Genomic DNA, 2,745 nt, shown 5'->3' on the forward strand with positions numbered 1-2,745 from the left:
GGTTGAGCATCGGGACGTTCGTCTCGAACTCGAAGGTGAAGGGCGCGGACGTGTGCATGACGCGCCCGGTCACGGCCTTCGCGGAGGGAGTACCGGGGAATCCGGTCAGTTCGACGTAGCGGAAGCCGTGGAAGGTGAAGCGGGGCTCGTACGTCTCCTCTCCGCCGCCCTTGAGGGTGTACGTGTCGGTCGCCGCGGCGGTACGCAGGTTCGCGGTGTACAGGGTGCCGTCCGGGTTGAGGACCTCGGCGTGCCGCAGACGTACGGTCGTTCCCGCCTTGCCGGAGACCCGCAGCCGTACGGAGCCGACCATGTTCTGGCCCAGGTCGAGGACGAAGACGCCCGGCTCGGGTTGGGTCACCTTCCTGACCGCGAGTTCCTCGGCCACCCGGACCGGGCCGTCCACCTGCGCGACGATCCGGGCGGGAGCGGCGTCGCCCGCGCCGCGGACGGCGAGCCAGGTCCGGTCGTCGAAGCCGGAAGAGGTCCAGCCGGCGGTCTCCTTGCGCGCGTCGTACGTCTCGCCGCCCAGCAGGTCGGCGGCGACTATCGGCCCGGAGGTGGCCCGCCAGTCCGGCCCCGAGGTGATCCGCTCGCTCGTCCCGTCCGCGTACTCGACCTCCAACTGCGCGAGCAGCGCGGGACGTTCACCGTACTGGTGGGGACCGAACATGCCGACGTTGCCCGCGTACCAGCCCGGCGCCACGTACACGCCGAGGGCGTTGCCGCCCGGCCGCAGCAGCGTGGTGACATCGTACGTCTGGTACTGGACGCGTTCGCGGTAGTCGGTCCAGCCGGGAGCGAGATGGTCGCGGCCCACGCGGCGGCCGTTGAGGTGGGCTTCGTAGAGGCCGAGAGCCGTGGCGTACAGGCGTGCGCGGGAGACCTTCTTGCGGGGCAGCCCGAACTCGTGCCGCAGCTGGTTGGCGGCGTAGGACGCGGGGACGACCCTGCCCCACGGTCCGGCTCCCCACACAGCGGCCTCCTTGGCCGCAGGCCAGGCGCTGTCGTCGAAACCGGCTTCGCGCCAGGTGCCGGAGGGCTCCCTGTCCGCCGACTTCCAGGAGGCGTCGGTCAGGATCCGCTGCTCGCCGGACGCGGTGTGGAGAGTGAGGACGGCCACCAGGCCGGCGGGTCCCTCGCTCGCGTTGGTCGCCGAGATCGCGAGGACGTTCTGACCGGAACGCACCTGGGCGAGCACGTCGACGACGGCCGGACGGCGCCAGCCCTCGTTGTCCGTCGCGAGGTCGGTGCGGGCCACCTCGGCGCCGTTCACGGAGACGGCGTAGACGTTGTCCGCGGTGATGGCCAGTGTCGCCGCGGTGATCCCGGCCGGGAGAGCGACGCTGCGACGGAACCAACGGGTCGCCGCCGGGGCACTGTTGGCCGGGTCGCCCTCGGGGAACCAGATCCAGGAGCTGCCTTCCAGGGAGGGCGCGTCGGTGAGCGCCGGGGGCGCGGAGATCCATTGCGCGGACCACTGCGCGGCGTCCATGAGACCGGTCTCCCACCACGACGGCTCGCTCCAGCCGGAGGCTCGGCCGTCGGCGCCCCACACCCGCACGGTCCAGAAGTAGCGTGTCCGCGGCTCGAGTCGAGGGCCCGCGTAGGGGACGAGGACGGAATCGCCGGAGGTGACCTTCCCGCTGTCCCAGACGTCCGGGTGCGCCAGGCCCGAGACGCTGGAGGCGACGCGGATCTGATACGCGCTCTGCCACGCGCCCGGCTCGTCCGAGGCCACCGGCCAGCTCAGCCGGGGGTGTTGCACGTCGATGCCCAGGGGGTGCCGAACGTACTCGACGGTCGGCACCGTGACGCGCGGGGCGCCGTGCCGGGCCCCCGCCGGAGCGGATACGGACGATGCGGCCCCGGCTGGTCCGGCTCCGGCCGCCACGGCACCCACCGTGGCCGCCGCGCCCGCCAGCATGTTCCTCCTACTGATCACTACGGCCCCTCACCTAGAAGTGATGAATCGATTCACATCAGTGGACTTAGGTGAACGTAGGGGCGCACGGGATGAGGGTCAATGAGTGTGCAGGTACTTTCTTGACGGGCCCTCACCGAGGAACGCGCTTACGGTGGTTCCCGAGGTGCTCCCGAGTCGACTGATTGAACGGTTTCAATTCCGAATCCCCCGAGCGCGGGCCGCGCACGGGCCTTCGTTGTCGTCGGTGGCCATCGCGAGCGGCGGTCCACGGCGCGGTGCGGGCTGTTTCGGACGCGAGCGGGCGGGCAACCGGGCGCTATGAACAACGGCGAAGACCAGGCGGAAGCGATCGAAACCCGGGGGGACGAACACCATGTCGTCCTCAGTGCCGACACCAATGGTGACGGGAAGCCCGATGTGTGGATGACCGACACCACGGGCGACGGCAAGGCCGACCTCTACCAGTTCGACACGACGGGCGACGGGCAGGTGGACGTCACGATGGTCGAACGGGCCGACGAGCCGGGCGAGGACCGCATCGTCGTCGATGGCGACGGCGGTCATCCCATCGAGTCCTGAGAGCCGTCCGAGCCGCGCCCGCGCGCCCCTCCGGGCGACGGCATCGTCCTCGTTCGCGCCGGCGAAGTCGGGTGGCTGCGCGAGCTGTTGGAGCGGGAGGCACGCGGCGAGTCCGCCGCGGGTGTTCTCGTGCCGGTAGGGGCGTGGGGCCTCGCCGAGTCGTCGTCGGTACGGGCCCGGCCGGCGGCCGGGCGGAAGTCTCCTCCTGCGGCTCGCGCACTTTCTTCTGTGCCTTGGCG

The 2,745-nt window shown here is 71.1% G+C and carries 2 protein-coding genes; one reads left to right on the top strand and one right to left on the bottom strand.

Going from position 1 to position 2,745, the window contains the following annotated elements; translation table 11 throughout:
- The coding region (locus ABZV34_RS38350; protein WP_356287582.1) for a family 78 glycoside hydrolase catalytic domain at positions 1 to 1,945 on the bottom strand (1,945 nt) is incomplete at its 3' end.
- Between the two features lie 300 nt (positions 1,946 to 2,245).
- Here ABZV34_RS38350 and ABZV34_RS38355 point away from each other — a divergent pair.
- Positions 2,246 to 2,506, top strand: a complete 261-nt coding sequence (locus tag ABZV34_RS38355) for a hypothetical protein (protein WP_356287585.1) — start codon at positions 2,246 to 2,248, stop codon at positions 2,504 to 2,506.
- Positions 2,507 to 2,745: the final 239 nt, after the last annotated feature.

The organism is Streptomyces sp. NPDC005195 (assembly GCF_040608315.1).
Classification (GTDB): Bacteria; Actinomycetota; Actinomycetes; order Streptomycetales; family Streptomycetaceae; genus Streptomyces; species Streptomyces kaempferi.